Source organism: Paracoccus caeni (genome assembly GCF_016629665.1).
GTDB classification, from domain to species: Bacteria; Pseudomonadota; Alphaproteobacteria; order Rhodobacterales; family Rhodobacteraceae; genus Paracoccus; species Paracoccus caeni.
Window position 1 is genome coordinate 588,142 of sequence record NZ_JAEPRQ010000001.1, and the last position, 17,507, is coordinate 605,648.

Genomic DNA, 17,507 nt, shown 5'->3' on the forward strand with positions numbered 1-17,507 from the left:
TGACTTGCGCAGGCGCGTCTGATCACGCAGAAAGCGGCCCATGCGGTCCCGTAGCTCAACTGGATAGAGCAGCCGACTTCTAATCGGCAGGTTGAGGGTTCGAGCCCTTCCGGGATCGCCAAAGGCTTTTCATATCGTCAACTAATCCGCGCGATACTGACCTATCAAATCAATAAGATGATCCAGATAGGGGCCTATTTCCTCGTCCCAACACGGAGCGGTATACACGAAGCTTTCATATTCATCGCCAAAGTAAGTTATTATAATCTGAGCATCATTTTCCCGGCACGGTCTCTCGACCCCGAAATCTTCCTTCGCCTCAAATGGGTGGCCTCGAAGGTAGCCAAGTGCTGAATCGAATGCTCCTTTTTGGAGTTGCTCGGGACGATCGAAATACCTCAGTCCGGAAGTTCCATCCTCAAAGCCCGATTCCTCAAACACGTCGTTGGAATAAAGCCGCGCTTCCACGAGATCAGAGGATTTGCTGAACTTGATGAGTTCGCCTGCTCCTTTCGGAGTTGTAACAGGCACACATGACATCAACAGAAACACCGAAATAATCATCAAATCTACGCGCACCCAATGCACCTTTCTGAAATCTATTTACTTTTAGCCAGATAAGGTCGCCGACGCGCCAAGTTTCAATGTATTTTCAGATGACCCTATTTCGGAACGTGTCTGTCAGTGTCCCTAAAAGTTAAGGTGCATGCGTGGTTCACCCACGCAAGCCAGTTTCCTCCAGAAGGCCACGGCGTTTGGCCTCGTAATAGTAGCCGCGGGCATACCAGCTTATCGCGCGGTCATGGTTGCCATTGGCGACGATATAGGCGCCGCGCAGGTATTTGACGCCATATTGCAGGTTGGTATCGGCGTTGAGCAGCCCGTGATCGGGGCCGCGATAGCCCATGGTGCGGGCGGTTTGCGGCAGGATTTGCAAGAGACCGTAATAGGGGCCGTTGCGGGCCTCGGGGCGGTGGTCGGATTCGCGCAGGATCAGGCGATGCACCAGTTCGGGCGGAACGCGGTAGTGGTTCGACCAGTAGTTGATGCGGGACCGCAGTTCGGGCGTCTCATTGGGATAAAGCCCGCGATGGCTGCCGCCGCCGCGCGGGCTTTCCTTACCGCCGCCGCCACAGGCTGCCAGCGCAAGGACCGACAGGATCAGGCCGCGGCGGGGCAGGGTCGAGGGGCGCTGCACGCGCCCCCCGGTCAAGGTCCTGTCAGACATGGATGGCACCGCCGCCAAGGGCCAATGCCGCTTCGCGGACGGCCTCGGACGTGGTCGGGTGGGCGTGGCAGGTCAGGGCCACGTCCTCTGCCGATGCGCCGAATTCCATCGCCACGCAGATTTCGTGGATCATCTCGCCCGCGTTCGGGCCGATAATGTGGCAGCCCAGAATCCGGTCGGTCTCGGCGTCGGCGATCATCTTGACGAAGCCGTCGGCCTGCATCACCGCCTTGGCGCGGGCATTGCCCATGAACGGGAACTTGCCGACCTTGATCTTGCGACCGCTTTCCTTGGCGGCCTCTTCGGTCAGGCCGACCGAGGCGACTTCGGGGGTGGTGTAGATCACACCGGGGATCACGTCGTAATTGACGTGACCATGCTTGCCCGCGATCACCTCGGCGGCGGCCATGCCTTCGTCTTCGGCCTTATGGGCCAGCATCGGGCCGGGAACCGCGTCGCCGATGGCATAGATGCCGGGGATGTTCGTCTGCCAGTGGTTGTCGATCTTGACGAAGCCGCGATCGGTCAGCGCGACGCCTGCCTTCTCCAGACCAAGCCCGTCAACAAAGGGGCGGCGGCCGGTGGCGACGAGGACGGTTTCGGCCTCGACTGTGTGTTCGCTGTCGTCTTTCTTCAGCTTGTAGGTAAGCTTCGCGCCGCCCTTGACCGCTTCAGCCTTTTGAACCGCCGCGCCAAGCACGAATTTAAGGCCCTGTTTGGTCAGGACTTTCTGGAACTGCTTTTGCACTTCGGCATCCATGCCGGGGGCCACCACATCCAGATATTCGATCACCGTCACCTCGGCGCCGAGACGCGAATAGACCGAGCCAAGCTCCAGCCCGATGACGCCCGCGCCGATCACGATCATCGATTTCGGGATCTTCGGCAGCGCCAGCGCGCCGGTTGAATCGACCACGATGCCCGCGTCATTATCCACATCCACGCCTTTCAGAGTGGCAGGGGCGGAACCTGTTGCGATCACGATGTTTTTCGTCTCGTAAACCGTATCCCCCACTTTGACCTTGCCGGGGCCCTCGATCACGCCCCAGCCTTTCAGCCAGTCGATCTTGTTCTTCTTGAACAGGAACTCGATGCCCTTGGTATTGCCGCTGACGGTCTCAGACTTGTAGCCCTGCATCTTCGACCAATCGACTTTGACCTTGGCGCCCATCAGGCCCATTTTCTCAAAGTTTTCATGGGTTTCGTGCAGCAGGTGGCTGGCATGCAGCAGCGCCTTGGACGGGATGCAGCCGACATTCAGGCAGGTGCCGCCGAGGGTTTCGCGACCCTCGACGCAGGCCACTTTCAGGCCAAGCTGCGCGGCGCGGATGGCGCAGACATAGCCGCCCGGCCCGGCACCGATCACGATCAGATCATAGGTGGACATCATATACTCCTTCTTGTCCGTCGGGGCCGCACAGGTCGTGCACCACAGAGGCACAGCATGTACACCGTTCGTGCACCGTTCTCATCATCACCGGCCCTATGAAAAGAGCGCGGCCAGTATCATCAGCATTGTCGCCGCAAATCCCGTGGCCCAGATGACCGAGCGCCATGGCACAAGGCCAAGCGCATAGGCCGGCACATAGGCGATCCGGGCGAGCAGGTAGATCCACGCGCAGGTCGCGGTGAAGCCGGACGAGGCATCGCCCAGCGTCACCACCACCACGGCGAGGGTGAACAGGATCAGCCCCTCGAAATGGTTCGACAGCGCGCGATGAAGCCGCCCGAGCCGGGGGGAAAGCTGTGGCTCTTTGTCGCGCGGGCCCATGGTGACCTTGGTGCCCAGTTCCAGATTGGCGGGCACGGCAAAGGTCGCGAACTGGATGCCCTGCAGCAGACCGGCAAGCGCAAGAACGGTTATTTCAGGGGTCATGGTTCAGGCGGTCTCGACAAAGTGGAAGTTGGTCCCGGTCACGCCGCCCTGCGAGTTGAAAACCCCGGCTGCGCCATCAAGATAGGCTTTCGCCTTCGGCTGGTCGGCGATGGTGAACAGCGCCCATGCGCTGGTCCCGCTTTCGCGCCACAATTGCAGCAGCGACAGGCCGTTATTGGCACGATCTTCGGCATCCGCATCGAAGGCGGTTTTGAAGGCGGCGTAATCAGAGACGGTGTAGTGGGCAATCAGTTGCATCTTCACTCTCCTGTCGTTGGGTGCGGGGCACCATTCGTTAAAAACGGACGCATCCATCGGAAAGCGGATGCCATTGGCGTATCCTGTGGCTGGAACGGGCCGGATTGCAAGTTTCCGGCCAGTGGTCCTTGGGCTGCCCCGAATCTCTGTCTGACAGGAGTTCGGCGCGATCATGCGCCGCTTTGTCAGTCACGCTGCCCCGTTGCGATCTTTGCCAGCTGCTCATATTGCCGCCGTTTCAGCCGGGCCAGCGCGAAGCTGGAGAACAGCGAAACCAGTGCATAGAGGGCAAGGCCCAACCACATCCATTCCAGCGGTCCGAAGAAATGGTTCAGGACCAACAGCACCAGCCCGACGATCAGAACGCGGACGATCCAAGTCAAAAGGATCGTCGCAGGCTTTTCACGGTGTTGGGCGAGAAGGCGGTCAGCCTCCTCCCTGCTCATCACCGGACCGTCATCCTGCGGTTCGTCTTCGTCGGGGTCACGCTGCTGATGGTCCTGCATCCGATCACAGATCCATCAGCAGGCGGCGCGGGTCTTCCAGCGCTTCCTTGACGCGGACAAGGAAGGTCACCGCGCCTTTGCCGTCGACGATGCGGTGGTCATAGCTCAGCGCCAGATACATCATCGGGCGGATGACGATCTGGCCGCCGACGACCACCGGGCGGTCCTGAATCTTGTGCATGCCAAGGATACCCGATTGCGGCGGGTTCAGGATCGGCGAGGACATCAGCGAGCCATAGACGCCGCCGTTCGAGATGGTGAAGGTGCCGCCCTGCATGTCGGCCATGGTCAGCTTGCCGTCACGGCCTTTCGCCCCCAACTCGCCGATCTCTTTCTCGATCTCGGCGAAGCTTTTCTGGTCGGCGTCGCGGACGACCGGAACCACCAGACCCTGCGGCGTGCCGACAGCGATGCCAAGGTTGACATAGTTTTTATAGACCACATCGGTGCCGTCGATTTCGGCATTGACCTCGGGGACTTCCTTCAGGGCGTGGCTGCAAGCCTTGGCGAAGAAGGACATGAAGCCCAGCTTGACCTTGTGCTTCTTCTCGAAGGCGTCCTTGTATTCGTTGCGAAGCTGCATGATGCCCGACATGTCGGCTTCGTTATAGGTGGTCAGCATCGCCGCAGTGTTCTGCGCGTCTTTCAGACGACGGGCGATGGTCTGGCGCAGGCGGGTCATCTTGACGCGCTCTTCGCGGGCGGCATCGGCGGCGGGGCGAGGCTGTGACGGAACCGCTGCCGGGGCGGCGGGGGCGGCCTGTTGCGGGGCGGAAGCGGCCTTGGCCACGTCTTCCTTCATCACGCGGCCATCGCGGCCCGAGCCGGTCACTTGGTCGCGGTTGACGCCTGCTTCGGCCATGGCCTTCTTGGCCGAGGGTGCATCCTCGACATCGCTGCGCTGTTTCAGCTCTTCAGGGCCTGCGCCGGGGCTTTCGACCTTCTCGGCATCGGCGGCCTTGGCTTCCTTGGCCGGAGCGGCAGGCGCGGCACCGGCGGTGGCGCCTTCGGTGATGATCGCCAGTCGCGCCTTGGCATCGACGGTGGCGCCTTCATCGGCGATGATTTCGGCCAGAACGCCAGCGACGGGGCTGGGCACCTCGACCGAGACCTTGTCGGTTTCCAGCTCGCACAGCATCTCATCGACCGCGACGGCATCGCCGACCTTCTTGAACCAGGTGGCGACGGTCGCCTCGGTCACGCTTTCGCCCAATGCGGGGACCATCACGTCCACGGATTTGCCGCTCATGTTGTTCTTTCCTTCCTGCGACTTCTCGGCCGGTTCTGTTCTGGCCTGCGGTTGGGTGGTCGTTTCGGCAGGTTTGGCTGCCGGTTTGTCTTCATCTTTCGCTGCCGCCGGGGCGGCAGAGGGTTTGGGGCTGCTGCCTGCCTCGGCGATCCGGGCCAGAAGCGCGTCGGGGCCGACGGTGTCGCCCTCGTTCGCGATGATCTCGGCCAGAACGCCCGCTGCGGGGCTTGGCACCTCGACCGTGACCTTGTCGGTTTCCAGCTCGCACAGCATCTCGTCCACGGCGACCTCGTCACCCGGTTTCTTGAACCAGGTGGCGATGGTCGCCTCGGTGACAGATTCGCCCAGAGCGGGCACGCGGACTTCGGTGGTCATCAGTTCATCCTTCGATGCCAAGGGCTTCGTTCACCAGTGCCTCTTGCTCGGCCTTGTGGCGCGAGGCGAGGCCCGTGGCGGGCGAGGCGGCGGCGTTGCGTCCGACAAAGCGGGCGCGGGTGTGTTTGGCGCCAAGGCGTTCCAGCACCCATTCGATATAGGGCTCGATAAAGCTCCAGCCGCCCTGGTTCTTCGGCTCTTCCTGGCACCAGATGAATTCGGCCTGCGTGAAGCGGCCCAGTTCCTTGACCATCGCCTGAGCCGGGAACGGGTAGAACTGTTCCAGACGCAGCAGATAGACATCATCGACCCCGGCCTCGTCGCGGGCTTTCAAGAGGTCGAAATAGACCTTGCCCGAGCAGATGACGACGCGGCGCATGCGGCTGTCCGGGACCAGCTTGGTCGCTGAGTTGCCGCGTTCGGCGTCGTCCCACAGCACGCGGTGGAAGGTCGAGCCGGTCTGGAACTCTTCGGCCTTGCTGACGGCCAGCGGGTGGCGCAGCAGCGATTTCGGCGTCATCAGCGCCAGCGGCTTGCGGAACGGCCGGTGGATCTGGCGGCGCAGGATGTGGAAGTAGTTGGCAGGCGTGGTGCAGTTGGCGACGATCCAGTTATCCTCGGCGCACATTTGCAGGAAGCGTTCCAGACGCGCAGAGCTGTGCTCTGGCCCCTGACCTTCCCAGCCATGCGGCAGCAGCATCACCAGACCGGACATGCGCAGCCATTTCTTCTCGCCCGACGAGATGAACTGGTCGAACATGATCTGCGCGCCATTGGCGAAGTCGCCGAACTGCGCTTCCCACAGGGTCAGCGCGTTCGGTTCGGCCAGCGAATAGCCATATTCGAAGCCCAGAACCGCATATTCCGACAGCATCGAGTCGATCACTTCGTAATTCGCCTGATCCTTGGCGATGTGGTTCAGCGGGTAATAGCGTTCCTCGGTCTTCTGGTCGGTGAAGGCCGAATGGCGCTGGCTGAACGTGCCGCGGGTCGAATCCTGACCGGACAGACGAACCGGATGCTTCTCAACCAGCAACGATCCGAAGGCCAGTGCCTCGGCGGTTGCCCAGTCGAAGCCCTCGCCGGTCTCAAACATCTTCTTCTTGGCTTCCAGCAGGCGGCCCACGGTCCTGTGCAGGTTCATGCCGTCCGGCACCGTGGTCAGGGCATGGCCAACCTCGGTCATCACTTCCGGGCTGATGCCGGTCGCGCCGGCGACATATTCGGCGCCCTCGCGGTCGAAGCCCGACCATTTGCCGTCCAGCCAGTCGGCCTTGTTCGGCTTGTAGTTCTTGCCGACCTCGAATTCCTCGTTCAGATGCGCCTGGAATGCGGCTTTCATATCCTCGATCTCGCCTTCCGGGATCAGCCCGTCAGCGACCAGACGTTCGGTGTAAAGCTGCAGCGTGGTCTTGTGCGACTTGATGTTGGTGTACATCGCCGGGTTGGTGAACATCGGCTCGTCGCCTTCGTTGTGACCGAAGCGGCGGTAGCAGAAGATGTCCAGAACCACGTCCTTGTGGAATTTCTGGCGGAACTCGGTCGCGACCCGGGCGGCGTGGACCACGGCCTCGGGATCGTCGCCGTTGACGTGGAAGATCGGCGCTTCGACCATCAGCGCGATGTCGGTCGGGTAGGGCGACGAGCGGCTGAAATGCGGCGCGGTGGTGAAGCCGATCTGGTTGTTCACGACGATATGGATAGTACCGCCGGTCTTGTGGCCCTTGATGCCCGAAAGCTGCAGACATTCCGCCACCACGCCCTGACCGGCGAAGGCGGCATCGCCATGCAGCAGGATCGGCAGCACGGCCACACGTTCCTCGGCATCGCCAAGCTGATCGGCCTTTGCCCGCGCTTTGCCCAGCACGACCGGGTTCACCGCCTCAAGGTGCGAGGGGTTGGCGGTCAACGACAAGTGGACCTTGTTGTCGTCAAATTCGCGGTCCGAGGACGCGCCGAGGTGGTATTTCACGTCGCCGGAACCGTCCACATCCTCGGGCTTGAAGCTGCCGCCCTGAAATTCGTGGAAGATGGCGCGATAGGGTTTCAGCAGCACGTTCGCCAGAACCGACAGACGGCCACGGTGCGGCATGCCGATGACGATATCGCGCACGCCAAGCTGACCGCCGCGTTTGATGATCTGTTCCATCGCCGGGATCAGGGCTTCGCCACCATCAAGGCCGAACCGCTTGGTCCCCATGTATTTCACATGCAGGAACTTTTCGAAGCCCTCGGCCTCGACCAGCTTGTTCAGGATGGCGCGGCGGCCTTCACGGGTGAAGGCGATTTCCTTGCCGTAACCCTCGATCCGCTCTTTCAGCCATGCGGCCTGTTCAGGGTCCGAGATATGCATGAATTGCAGCGCGAAGGTGCCGCAATAGGTGCGCGACATCAGATCGACGATCTGCCGGATCGAGGCGATCTCAAGGCCCAGCACGTTGTCGATGAAGATCGGGCGGTCCAGATCGCCGGGGCCGAAGCCGTAGGTCGCGGGGTTCAGTTCGCCATGATCGGGTTCGTCGCGCAGTTTCAGCGGGTCCAGATCGGCGTGCAGGTGGCCACGGATACGGAACGAGCGGATCAGCATCAGCGCCCGGATCGAATCCAGCACCGCCTGACGCATCTGGTCCTCGGTCAGGGTGACGCCCTTTTCCTCGGCTTTGGCAGCGATCTTCTTCATCGCCGCCTGCGCTTCGGATTTGGCGGCCTGCGGCCATTCGCCGGTCAGTGCCGAGGTGTTCTCGTCATGCGGCTGCGGCGGCCAGTCCTTGCGCGACCAGCTTGCCCCCTCGGCCTCACGCACGGCATCGGCCTCGGCATCGCCCAGACCGCGGAAGAAGTCGCCCCATGCCTGATCGACGGCGGCGGGGTTCTTTGCCCACTGGCCGTAAAGCTGTTCGACATAGGCGGCGTTATGCCCCTGCAGGAATGAGGAATCGTGGAAATCGGTGTTTTTGGGTTGCTCGGTCATTGGGGCACCTGTTGTGCAGGGATGTCTTTGAAAAGGTTGAGAGTGGTGACGAGATCGGGATCGATCGCGAGCGTCTCTTCACCGGCTCGTTCGGCGATGGCGCTTGGGCGGAAAGTAAAGACGAAGGCCGCGCCAAGGCCGTTCGGGGCGTTGGTGTAATGGGCAAGCTCGACCGGAGGCTGGCCGTCATGGGCCAGCGCATCGGCGCCTTCGCCCGCGACGGTGACGATGCAGCCAAGTCCATAGACCTGTGCGCCTTCGGGGCTGGTCAGATCGGCGCGCATGACGGCATTTTCGGCGCGGAGGAAGGCGCGGTGAAACGCGGGCCCCTCGGACGGGGCAAGACGGCGCAGGCCATCAGCGCCACCACGGCCCATCTTCCACGCCTGCGCCCATGCGCCGGGATCGGGCTCTTCCGGGCCGATGCGGTTCGGCATTCCGGCGAAGGTGAAAAGCGTCAGGTCATCCTCGGTAAGATCGGCCGGGGCGATGCGGGTCCAGCCCGCAGCCTCAAGCTGATCCAGAAGCGCGGGGAAGTCGCTGGTAGCCTCGTTGCAGATCTCGCCGGTCTTGCGCAGTTCGACCTGCTGGGCGTCGGCGGCACTGGCGACAGAGATGGCGGAGGCGGCCACGAGGCAGGCCAGCAGGGTGCCGCGTTGCAAGGGCTGGCGGTCGGCTGGCTGGCGGGTGGCGGGCGGTCGGGGTTTCATGTGCTTAACGGGTCAGGAACATATAACGTCGATGATGGCGGCGCCGGGATCGGCATAGGGATCGCTGCGGGGAATCCGCTCGATCCGTTCGACCCGGCGACGCTCCAACCCGCAGAGCGCGCGGGCGGCGCCTTGTTCGGCATTCGCCGGGGCGCGGGTCGGATGATAGATCAGCCGCCAGCCGAAATCGCGGCGGGCGACGGTGCGGACGCTTTCGGCGGGCAGGGTGCTGGCCTGATGCAGATCGGTGCGGGCGGGGATGCCGCCGGGTAGAATGTCCTGCGTCGGGCCGCGCCCGCAGGCCGAGGACAAAAGCACCAGCGTCGCCAGCGACAAAGCGGGGGCAGCTGCGCCGATCCGGCCGCCAGAGGCGCGGACAGGCAACCGCAGAGCGACGGAATGTGCGATCCGCTGCGTCAGTGCTGCCATATTCTGGTGAAGCTTGCGTTCCACCTTTTCCCCCAATGCGACCGTTTTGCACCCCATAGTTAGGATGGCGCGACGGCCTGTCAAACTTTCACCCGCAGGTGACGATCAACTTATCAACACCCGGCAGCCCGCTAAGTTGCCCGATCTCTTCGACTTCATAGCGGACCAGCCGTTCTTCCATCGACGCGCAGATGCGGGCGGGCGAGGCGGCAAGCTGCTGTTCGCTCACCCGGTCGGCGAAGTAGATCACCACATCCTGCCCATCGATCCGCGCAACGGAAACCACCGCATTGCCGGGCATGCCGGTAAAGGCCCCCAGCTCTTCCGGGGAAGCGGGCAGCAGCAACAAGTTCGGCTGTTCCGGCGCGCGCGCACAGGCGGCGAGCGTCACCATCGACAGCAGAACCATGATTGGCGCGAGCTTCATCTTCCCCGTCCTTTCGCGTTGACGCCCCCGCCCGGTTGGCCGGGGGCATCCGTTTCTCAGCCCTTGATGGCTTTCAGCACCGCTTCGCCCAGACCGGCGGGGCTGTCGGCAACGATGATCCCGGCCTTCTTCATGGCCTCGATCTTCGATTCCGCATCACCCTTGCCGCCCGAGACGATCGCACCGGCATGGCCCATGCGACGGCCCGGAGGGGCGGTGCGGCCAGCGATGAAACCGGCGGTCGGCTTCCATTTGCCCTTGCGCTTCTGTTCGGCCAGAAACTCTGCGGCTTCCTCTTCGGCGCTGCCGCCGATTTCGCCGATCATGATGATCGATTCCGTTTCCGGGTCGTCCAGGAACATCTGAAGCACGTCGATATGCTCCATCCCCTTGATCGGGTCGCCGCCGATGCCGACAGCCGAGGATTGGCCAAGGCCCACATCCGAGGTCTGTTTCACCGCTTCATAGGTCAGCGTGCCCGAACGCGAGACCACACCGACCGAGCCGCGACGGAAGATGCTGCCCGGCATGATGCCGATCTTGCATTCGTCGGGGGTCATGATGCCGGGGCAGTTCGGGCCGATCAGCTTCGATTTGCTGCCTTGCAGGGCGCGCTTGACCTTCATCATGTCCAGAACCGGGATGCCCTCGGTAATGGCGACGATCAGCGGGATTTCCGCATCGATAGCTTCAAGGATCGAGTCTGCCGCGAAGGGCGGCGGCACATAGATCGCGGTCGCATTCGCGCCGGTTTTCGCCACGGCCTCGTGGACCGAGTTGAAGACCGGCAGCTCAAGATGGGTGGTCCCACCTTTGCCGGGGGTCACGCCGCCGACCATCTTGGTGCCGTAAGCGATCGCCTGTTCGGTGTGGAACGTGCCCTGAGATCCGGTGATCCCCTGGGTGATGACTTTGGTGTCTTTGTTGACGAGAACGGCCATGTTGGCTCCTCATTTAATTTTATCTCGGCGGGTTCGCACCGATCATGCCAGCCTGTTCAGCCGTGACCGTGCGAGACGCTGCCGGTTGTCAGGATTCGACCAAGAAATAGAGACCGCTCCGAGCGTCAGCATAATGGAACGTGGCCGTTCTGGTCGGGGTTTTCACGGTATAGACCAGCATGCCGCCGCCTTCGATCGTACCGCCGTTTCGCGCGGCATAAGCCGTTGCCAACGCCTTCAACTCGGCGTCTCCGTTTGGCGCTTTGCCGCTTGACGAAGTCACCATGCAGCCCTTGCGGCGGGTGTCATACTGAACGCCAATATCCTCACCGCCGAGATCTCCACCAATTTTAAGGTGGCCCAGGGCCGGGGACGGCGCCTTTCCGTAATGTGCATTCGCAAGATCGACGCCGTCCCGGGCACCGCCAAGGCTGGCAATGCAGAATTGGTCGAACCGCTGAGCCGCCAGGCTCATGCTTTTCACATCGATCTGAGCGGCGGCTGGCGGCGGCGCAGAGGCCGGCTCTCCGCCACATGCCACCAGCAGGGCCGGAAGCAAAAGGAGAATGTGTTTCTTTTTCATCGTCAGCGCTCCACTGCTTTCACGATCTCTTCGGCTGCGTCCGACAGGTTATCCGCCAGGATCACATTCGATTCGCCGAGTCTGGCCATCCACCTGTGAGAAGAGATGCTCCAACTTCCTGCGTTAACAAAAAGGGCCATGCTTATGCTTTCCAGATTCTGGTTATTGTAGCGCGGGAAGGCCATGTATCCCGCAAGTCGCGATTGGTGGGAGACGCCGCAGGCGCGGCGCGTCCTTGTTGGTCGGGCCGGACGGGGCAGGGTATGGTCATGGAAGCGCCTCGACCTTCTGGCGCAACTCGTCAGGCGAGCTTGCCCATTCCGTGATGCCGCAATCGCCCCATTGTGCGATATACGCGCTGACCTTTCCGCTGACATTGTCCATTGAGATATGGGTTTTTCCCAGCAGCAGGCACAGGATATGTGCATGCAGACGGTCCGAGACCACATATTCCGCACCCGACAGGAATTGCGTTCCCGCATCGACAAGCAGGCGCGAGCGGCGACGATAGGTCTGTTCGCGGACACGCATCAGAAGACTGGATTCGGAAACCCCGACCTTCTTCCCGAGACGATAGAACCGTTCGATCCAGGTCGCCATGCGTGAGGTCGAACCGACATCCGTCTCTGGCCAATCGGCAATGGTCGCTTTGTCGGACAGATACTCAGCGATGCCTTGTCCGACTTTCTCCTTGTCCGCGCGCAGCAGCGCAAGGATGCGGTCCTGAGGCGACCGCACTGCAACCTCGTCGATGCAATGGGCCGCATCGGGCGACAGCACCACCTGGCAGTCGAATTCGCGCAATGCGAAATCGCGCGACGGAACATCCCTGACGCAAAGGGTGAAGTCCTTATGCGCACCGATGGCCCTTTTCGTCCGTTCAATCGACTCGTTCGATTCAAAGTGGATCGATTGGGGAAGCTGGATGACCCGCCGATGCGGAAGATCGCTCAGAACTCTCAGCCGGAAGTCATGGTGGGCAGGCCACAGATCACCGAAGTTCCCGCCGCCATGAATGAGGACGGGACCATCCTTGCAATAGCCGTCCACGTCACCGCGATAGTTGAAATGCGCGCTGACGTAGGATGCGGGCCGTCCGAAGAATTTGTCCAGGAACGCCAGCTCACCAAGATAGATCGCCGAATCCCCGATATTCTCGTGGTACGGGAAATCCAGCAGCGCGTAATCGGTTGCCCCTTGAAGAAGGGGACCGATTGCCTGCGCGTAGCTGTCGCGCAGGTGGCGGTTCTGGCTGGTGATGTGGGTCTGGCTCGGCCCTGACATGCAACTATCTTCCGTTTGCCCGCTTGCCCGTGCCTTAGCCTTTGACCGCTTTCACGATCTTCTCGGCCGCGTCCGACAGGTCGTCAGCCGGGATCACGTTCAGCCCGCTGTCGCGGATGATCTGTTTGCCCAGCTCGACATTGGTGCCTTCCAGACGCACGACCAGAGGAACCTGCAGGCCCACCTCTTTCACGGCGGCGACGATGCCTTCCGCGATGATGTCGCAGCGCATGATGCCGCCGAAGATGTTGACCAGAATGCCTTTGACCTTCGGATCCGAGGTGATGATCTTGAACGCCTCGGTCACCTTCTCGCGGGTGGCGCCGCCGCCCACGTCAAGGAAGTTGGCGGGCTCGGCACCGTACAGCTTGATGATGTCCATGGTGGCCATCGCCAGACCGGCGCCGTTCACCATGCAGCCGATCTCGCCGTCCAGCGCGATGTAGTTCAGATCGAACTTCGAGGCGGCCAGTTCCTTCGGGTCTTCCTCGGTCTCGTCGCGCAGCGCCATGATGTCGGGCTGACGATAGAGGGCGTTGTTGTCAAAACCCATCTTCGCGTCGAGACATTTCAGATTGCCGTCGGTGGTGACGATCAGCGGGTTGATTTCCAGCATCTCCATGTCCTTCTCGATGAAGAGACGATAGAGGTTCTTGACCAGGGCCACGCATTGCTTGACCTGCGCGCCTTCCAGCCCAAGGGCAAAGGCCACGCGGCGACCGTGGAAATCCGACAGGCCCGAGGCCGGATCGACGCTGAAGCTGACGATCTTTTCCGGGGTCGAGGCTGCGACTTCCTCGATGTCCATGCCGCCTTCGGTCGAGGCGACAAAGCTGACGCGCGAGCTGCCGCGATCGACCAGCAGCGCCAGATACAGCTCGCGGCTGATGTCGCTGCCGTCTTCGATATAGATGCGGTTGACCTGCTTGCCGACCGGGCCGGTCTGGTGCGTGACCAGCGTGCGGCCCAGCATCTGACGGGTCAGTTCCTCGGCTTCCGAAACCGACTTGGCCAGACGGACGCCGCCTTTTTCACCGGCTTCCTTTTCCTTGAAGCTGCCCTTGCCGCGACCGCCTGCATGGATCTGGGCTTTCACGACCCAAAGCGGGCCGTCCAGTTCGCCCGCAGCGGATTTCGCCTCATCGGCTTTGGTGACGATGCGGCCATCGCTGACCGGCGCACCGTATTGACGCAAAAGCCCTTTGGCTTGGTATTCGTGGATGTTCATCGTTATCCCCCGGAGAATTCGGTTGGCCGGGGTTCTGACACAGGAATCGCGACCGATGAACTGCCTTCGCAAGCTGTTAGCGCAAAATCGGCTGTAATCCGCCGTCTGTGATCACACGGTTCTTGGCTGTGATCACAAAGCCAATCGGGCGATCGGCTGAAAATGACCTAAAGCGCTATCGGCCAGTATCTTCTGCAAAAAACGAAACTTTGCGAACTCTCACGCTGACTGGGCGAAAAATCCATATTGACGATTCCTTAACCTTCACGAAAAGCTGCTGTGTTTGAATTTTCTTATTCGGACCTTGCGAGGAAAAAATGGCTGTAATCAATGGCACCGAGGGTAACGATACGCTCATCAGCGGTGCAGGCAACGACCAGATCAACGGGCTTGGCGGCGACGACGTTATCCGCATCGGTGGCTCGAGCTTTGGTATCGATACTTTCAACGGCGGCGACGGCTACGACGTCATCGCATTTTCGACCCATATCACCCAGTCAAGCCTGCTGCTGACCACTCAATATGTGTTCGGCATCGAAGCGCTGGACATGAACTATTACGATATCCTTGGGACTGGCGCAGGCGATACCATCGACCTGAGCGGGATCAACACGATTCTCGATTATGGCGATATCGACCTTGGTGACGGTGCAGATCTGTTCCGGGGCTATCAGGGCAATGACGCCGCTGCCGGCGGGTCTGGCAACGACACCATGTATGGCGGCGGGGGCAACGATACGCTGACCGGCGGCACCGGCAACGACTTTCTGTATGGCGGCACCGGCAACGATGTCTTCCGCATCGGCGGAGCGGGCTTCGGCTATGACATTTTTGACGGTGGCGATGGCGAGGATACGATCTCGCTGACCAGCCATATCACCGTGTCGAGCTTCCTGTTGACGACGACGAATGTCATCGACACCGAAATCTTCGACATGAACTATTATGACATTCTTGGGACCGGCGGCGCTGATACCGTCGATCTCAGCGGGATGGGCAGCATCATCGACTATGGCGATATCGACCTGAGTGATGGTGACGACCTGTTCATAGGCCATCGCGGCAATGATGAGGTATTTGGCGGCGCGGGCGATGACACGCTTCGTGGCAATGCAGGCAACGATACGTTGACCGGCGGCACCGGCGACGACCTGTTCGTTGGCGGCACTGGCGACGACTTCTTCCGCATCGGCGGCTCTGGCTTCGGTCATGACACCTTCGATGGCGGCGACGGCACCGACATCATTTCGCTGACCAGCCACATCACCGTGTCGAGCTTCCTGTTGACCACGTCTAATGTGATCAACACCGAAATCTTCGACATGAACTATTACGACATCACCGGCACAGGGGACGGAGATACCGTCAATCTGAGCGGGATAGGCAGTATCATCGACTATGGCGATATCGACCTTGGCGATGGCAGGGATCTGTTCGTTGGATATCGCGGCAATGATGTTGTCTTCGGCGGCGCAGGCAACGACACGCTTCGCGGCAATGCAGGCAACGACACCTTCACCGGCGGCACGGGTAACGACCTGTTGGCCGGCGGGAATGGCAACGATGTCTTCCGCATCGGCGGCTCTGGTTTCGGTCAGGACACCTTTGACGGCGGGGCAGGCGAGGATGTTATTTCGCTGACCAGCCATATCACTTTGTCGAAGTTCCTGCTGACGACTGCGAATGTCATCAACACCGAAACCTTCGACATGAATTACTACGATATCAACGGCACCGGCAGTAAGGATGTTATCAACCTGAGCGGGATGCAGAATATCGTCGATTACGGTGATATCGATCTGGGCGATGGCAATGACCTGTTCATCGGTTATCGCGGCAATGACGACGTTTTTGGCGGCGCAGGCAATGACACGTTGCGTGGCGGCGCGGGCAATGACCGTCTGAACGGTGGCGACGGTGCTGATACGGCCGATTACTCTCAGGCAAGCGGCGGGGTTACGGTCGATCTGTCGAAGACCGTCGCGCAGTCCATCGGCGGATCGCAAGGCAGCGACACGCTGATCTCGATCGAGAATGTCAACGGTTCGGCACATAATGACCGGCTGTCCGGCGATGCGCGTGCGAACACCCTGATCGGCAATGGCGGCAACGACACCCTGCGTGGCGGAGGCGGCAATGACCTGCTGAACGGCGGCAATGGCTTCGATTTCGCCTCCTTCACCGATTCGAATGCGGGCGTCCGGGTCAGCCTTGCCGTGACCGGCGCGCAGTTCATCAGCTCCAATCTGGGAAGCGACCGGCTGGTCTCGATCGAGGGGCTGATCGGTTCCTCGCGCGCTGACCGGCTTGAGGGGAATGCTGGCGCCAATGAGCTGAGCGGCGGCGCGGGCAACGACACTCTGGTCGGCGGCGAGGGCAATGACGTCCTCAATGGCGGAACGGGTGCGGATACCGCGCTGTATCTGGGCAGCAAAGCGGCCACGGTCAGTCTGGCGACGACGGCGGCGCAGAATACCGGCTATGGTTCGGATCGGCTGATCGGGATCGAAAATATCAGCTCGGGTTCGGGGAATGACCGCCTGACCGGGAGCGCCGGTAACAACACGCTGGTGAGCAATGCCGGGAACGATACGCTGCTGGGCGGTGCCGGAAACGACACGCTGGATGGCGGTGCTGGCAACGATCAACTGGATGGCGGCGCTGGCCGTGACATGCTGGTGTTCTCGGGCGCGGCGGCGGTTACGGTGTCGCTGGCCAATACCGGCGTGCAGGCGACGGGCTATGGTAATGACCGTATCCTGAATATGGAGGGCGTCACCGGCGGCAGCGGCAATGACCGTCTGACCGGCAACGGCATTGCCAACGAGTTGATCGGCAATGCGGGCAATGATCGTCTGATCGGCGCTGGTGGCAATGACACCCTGAACGGCGGAGCCGGGAACGACACGCTGGATGGCGGCAACGGTGTGGATCGCGTGATCTTTGACACCAACGCCAATATCAGGGTGGACCTGAGCAAAACCGGCGCGCAGAACACCGGACAGGGCAATGATGTCCTGATCGGGATCGAACAGGTCGTGACCGGGAACGGCAAGGATTTCCTTGTCGGCAATGGCTCGGCCAACCTGCTGATGGGCGGCGGCGGTGCCGATACGCTGTCGGGCGGCGCCGGCAATGACCGGCTTGTCGGCGGCACCGGCAATGACCGTCTGCGTGGCGGCACCGGCAATGACGATTTGCTGGGTGGCGAAGGCAATGACGTGTTCATCTTTGCCGCAAGGGAGGGCCGCGATACGATCGAGGACTTCCAGAACAATGCCGACAAGATCCAGGTTCTGGGGAATGTCGATTACTCGGATCTGACGATCACCTCGTCAGGCAACGACACCCATGTAAGCTTCGGCGGCACGACAATCGTGATCGAAAACGTTGCTTACTTCTACATCGATCAGTCGGACTTCATCTTCTCCTGATCGAAGCC

16 protein-coding genes and 1 tRNA gene are annotated in these 17,507 nt (G+C 61.2%); 2 read left to right on the plus strand and 15 right to left on the minus strand.

What is annotated here, in order from left to right:
* The first annotated feature begins 44 nt into the window (after positions 1–44).
* Positions 45–121 (plus strand) — tRNA-Arg (locus JJJ17_RS02785).
* A 20-nt stretch (positions 122–141) separates the two neighbouring features.
* On the opposite strand, the gene JJJ17_RS02790 is transcribed toward JJJ17_RS02785, so the two are convergent.
* The 15 genes from JJJ17_RS02790 to sucC form a co-directional block, all read right to left on the minus strand.
* Complete coding sequence (locus JJJ17_RS02790; protein ID WP_200683610.1) at positions 142–579, minus strand: hypothetical protein; 438 nt, start codon at positions 577–579, stop codon at positions 142–144.
* Positions 580–715: 136 nt separating this feature from the next.
* Entirely contained in the window at positions 716–1,228 is a 513-nt protein-coding gene (locus JJJ17_RS02795) for a lytic transglycosylase domain-containing protein (protein ID WP_200683612.1), read from the minus strand.
* Complete coding sequence (lpdA, locus tag JJJ17_RS02800; protein WP_200683614.1) at positions 1,221–2,615, minus strand: dihydrolipoyl dehydrogenase; 1,395 nt, start codon at positions 2,613–2,615, stop codon at positions 1,221–1,223. The genes JJJ17_RS02795 and lpdA overlap by 8 nt, the downstream gene beginning before the upstream one ends.
* A 96-nt stretch (positions 2,616–2,711) precedes the next feature.
* Positions 2,712–3,104 carry an MAPEG family protein gene (locus JJJ17_RS02805; protein ID WP_200683616.1) on the minus strand — a complete coding sequence of 131 codons (393 nt, stop codon included), beginning with the start codon at positions 3,102–3,104 and terminating at the stop codon, positions 2,712–2,714.
* A 3-nt stretch (positions 3,105–3,107) separates the two neighbouring features.
* On the minus strand, positions 3,108–3,362 hold the full coding sequence (locus JJJ17_RS02810; RefSeq protein ID WP_200683618.1) for a hypothetical protein: 255 nt from the start codon (positions 3,360–3,362) through the stop codon (positions 3,108–3,110).
* Between the two features lie 185 nt (positions 3,363–3,547).
* Entirely contained in the window at positions 3,548–3,868 is a 321-nt protein-coding gene (locus JJJ17_RS02815) for a hypothetical protein (RefSeq protein WP_200683620.1), read from the minus strand.
* 4 nt (positions 3,869–3,872) lie between these two features.
* Positions 3,873–5,492 carry a 2-oxoglutarate dehydrogenase complex dihydrolipoyllysine-residue succinyltransferase gene (odhB, locus tag JJJ17_RS02820; protein ID WP_200683622.1) on the minus strand — a complete coding sequence of 540 codons (1,620 nt, stop codon included), beginning with the start codon at positions 5,490–5,492 and terminating at the stop codon, positions 3,873–3,875.
* A gap of 4 nt (positions 5,493–5,496) precedes the next feature.
* A complete protein-coding gene (locus tag JJJ17_RS02825; RefSeq protein ID WP_200683624.1) occupies positions 5,497–8,463 on the minus strand; it encodes a 2-oxoglutarate dehydrogenase E1 component in 2,967 nt (988 codons plus the stop codon).
* On the minus strand, positions 8,460–9,173 hold the full coding sequence (locus JJJ17_RS02830) for a hypothetical protein (RefSeq protein WP_200683626.1): 714 nt from the start codon (positions 9,171–9,173) through the stop codon (positions 8,460–8,462). The genes JJJ17_RS02825 and JJJ17_RS02830 overlap by 4 nt, the downstream gene beginning before the upstream one ends.
* A 12-nt stretch (positions 9,174–9,185) precedes the next feature.
* Positions 9,186–9,626 carry a hypothetical protein gene (locus tag JJJ17_RS02835; RefSeq protein WP_200683628.1) on the minus strand — a complete coding sequence of 147 codons (441 nt, stop codon included), beginning with the start codon at positions 9,624–9,626 and terminating at the stop codon, positions 9,186–9,188.
* 64 nt (positions 9,627–9,690) lie between these two features.
* Positions 9,691–10,029 (minus strand): hypothetical protein, encoded by a 339-nt coding sequence (locus JJJ17_RS02840; protein WP_200683629.1) that lies wholly within the window; start codon positions 10,027–10,029, stop codon positions 9,691–9,693.
* 56 nt (positions 10,030–10,085) lie between these two features.
* Positions 10,086–10,970 (minus strand): succinate--CoA ligase subunit alpha, encoded by an 885-nt coding sequence (sucD, locus tag JJJ17_RS02845; protein WP_200683630.1) that lies wholly within the window; start codon positions 10,968–10,970, stop codon positions 10,086–10,088.
* A gap of 88 nt (positions 10,971–11,058) precedes the next feature.
* Entirely contained in the window at positions 11,059–11,553 is a 495-nt protein-coding gene (locus tag JJJ17_RS02850; RefSeq protein WP_200683631.1) for a hypothetical protein, read from the minus strand.
* 267 nt (positions 11,554–11,820) lie between these two features.
* Positions 11,821–12,837 carry a polysaccharide pyruvyl transferase family protein gene (locus tag JJJ17_RS02855; RefSeq protein ID WP_200683632.1) on the minus strand — a complete coding sequence of 339 codons (1,017 nt, stop codon included), beginning with the start codon at positions 12,835–12,837 and terminating at the stop codon, positions 11,821–11,823.
* A 34-nt stretch (positions 12,838–12,871) separates the two neighbouring features.
* Positions 12,872–14,065 carry an ADP-forming succinate--CoA ligase subunit beta gene (gene sucC, locus JJJ17_RS02860; protein WP_200683633.1) on the minus strand — a complete coding sequence of 398 codons (1,194 nt, stop codon included), beginning with the start codon at positions 14,063–14,065 and terminating at the stop codon, positions 12,872–12,874.
* Positions 14,066–14,382: 317 nt separating this feature from the next.
* Here sucC and JJJ17_RS02865 point away from each other — a divergent pair, with 317 nt between their 5' ends.
* Positions 14,383–17,499 carry a calcium-binding protein gene (locus JJJ17_RS02865; RefSeq protein WP_200683634.1) on the plus strand — a complete coding sequence of 1,039 codons (3,117 nt, stop codon included), beginning with the start codon at positions 14,383–14,385 and terminating at the stop codon, positions 17,497–17,499.
* The last annotated feature ends 8 nt before the right edge of the window (positions 17,500–17,507 follow it).

Bases quoted from the DNA above. Each gene is read 5' to 3' on its own strand.
- sucD (WP_200683630.1), bottom strand. From the start codon at position 10,970: ATGGCCGTTCTCGTCAACAAAGACACCAAAGTCATCACCCAGGGGATC.
- sucC (WP_200683633.1), bottom strand. From the start codon at position 14,065: ATGAACATCCACGAATACCAAGCCAAAGGGCTTTTGCGTCAATACGGT.
- JJJ17_RS02825 (WP_200683624.1), bottom strand. From the start codon at position 8,463: ATGACCGAGCAACCCAAAAACACCGATTTCCACGATTCCTCATTCCTG.
- JJJ17_RS02850 (WP_200683631.1), bottom strand. From the start codon at position 11,553: ATGAAAAAGAAACACATTCTCCTTTTGCTTCCGGCCCTGCTGGTGGCA.
- JJJ17_RS02810 (WP_200683618.1), bottom strand. From the start codon at position 3,362: ATGCAACTGATTGCCCACTACACCGTCTCTGATTACGCCGCCTTCAAA.
- lpdA (WP_200683614.1), bottom strand. From the start codon at position 2,615: ATGTCCACCTATGATCTGATCGTGATCGGTGCCGGGCCGGGCGGCTAT.
- JJJ17_RS02865 (WP_200683634.1), top strand. From the start codon at position 14,383: ATGGCTGTAATCAATGGCACCGAGGGTAACGATACGCTCATCAGCGGT.
- odhB (WP_200683622.1), bottom strand. From the start codon at position 5,492: ATGACCACCGAAGTCCGCGTGCCCGCTCTGGGCGAATCTGTCACCGAG.
- JJJ17_RS02805 (WP_200683616.1), bottom strand. From the start codon at position 3,104: ATGACCCCTGAAATAACCGTTCTTGCGCTTGCCGGTCTGCTGCAGGGC.
- JJJ17_RS02815 (WP_200683620.1), bottom strand. From the start codon at position 3,868: ATGCAGGACCATCAGCAGCGTGACCCCGACGAAGACGAACCGCAGGAT.
- JJJ17_RS02830 (WP_200683626.1), bottom strand. From the start codon at position 9,173: ATGAAACCCCGACCGCCCGCCACCCGCCAGCCAGCCGACCGCCAGCCC.
- JJJ17_RS02840 (WP_200683629.1), bottom strand. From the start codon at position 10,029: ATGAAGCTCGCGCCAATCATGGTTCTGCTGTCGATGGTGACGCTCGCC.
- JJJ17_RS02855 (WP_200683632.1), bottom strand. From the start codon at position 12,837: ATGTCAGGGCCGAGCCAGACCCACATCACCAGCCAGAACCGCCACCTG.
- JJJ17_RS02795 (WP_200683612.1), bottom strand. From the start codon at position 1,228: ATGTCTGACAGGACCTTGACCGGGGGGCGCGTGCAGCGCCCCTCGACC.